Annotated in this window: 1 pseudogene; it reads left to right on the top strand. The window is 52.5% G+C overall.

What is annotated here, in order from left to right:
* A pseudogene (locus tag H8792_RS12380) lies at nucleotides 1-451 on the top strand (bifunctional [glutamate--ammonia ligase]-adenylyl-L-tyrosine phosphorylase/[glutamate--ammonia-ligase] adenylyltransferase); the annotation flags it as partial.

Below are 451 nucleotides of genomic sequence, written 5' to 3'. Positions count from 1 at the left end.
ATACCCATGCCAGTGCCGAGGCCGTCGAGCGTTTCAAGGCAGTGTTACCGCTGGTGTTGACGGAGTTGAGTCAGGTCGATAACCAGACGCTGGCACTGGAGCGCTCCTTGAGTGTTTTGGCCAGTGTCATGAATCGCAGTGTGTATCTGGTGCTGCTGAAAGAAAACCTGCAAGCGATTAAACATTTACTGCAACTGTGCGCTTTGAGTGCTTGGATGGCCGAAGTGCTGGTCAAATATCCAGCCTTGTTGGACCAGTTGCTGGATGAAAGCATCCTGTATGAGCCGCTTGATTTGATTGGGTTGAAGCAGGAAGCGTCGGCGATTCTGGCGGAAACTTTCGACGACGATGAAGCCTTTATGAACCAGATTCGGCAGTGGAAGCACGCTCAGGTGTTCCGGGTGGCCGCTGCCGATATCACCGGGCATTTGCCTATCATGAAGGTAAGTGA

The sequence above is a fragment of the Thiomicrorhabdus heinhorstiae genome, from assembly GCF_013391765.2.
GTDB classification, from domain to species: domain Bacteria; phylum Pseudomonadota; class Gammaproteobacteria; order Thiomicrospirales; family Thiomicrospiraceae; genus Thiomicrorhabdus; species Thiomicrorhabdus heinhorstiae.
This window is presented reverse-complemented; position numbering and strand designations above follow the sequence as displayed.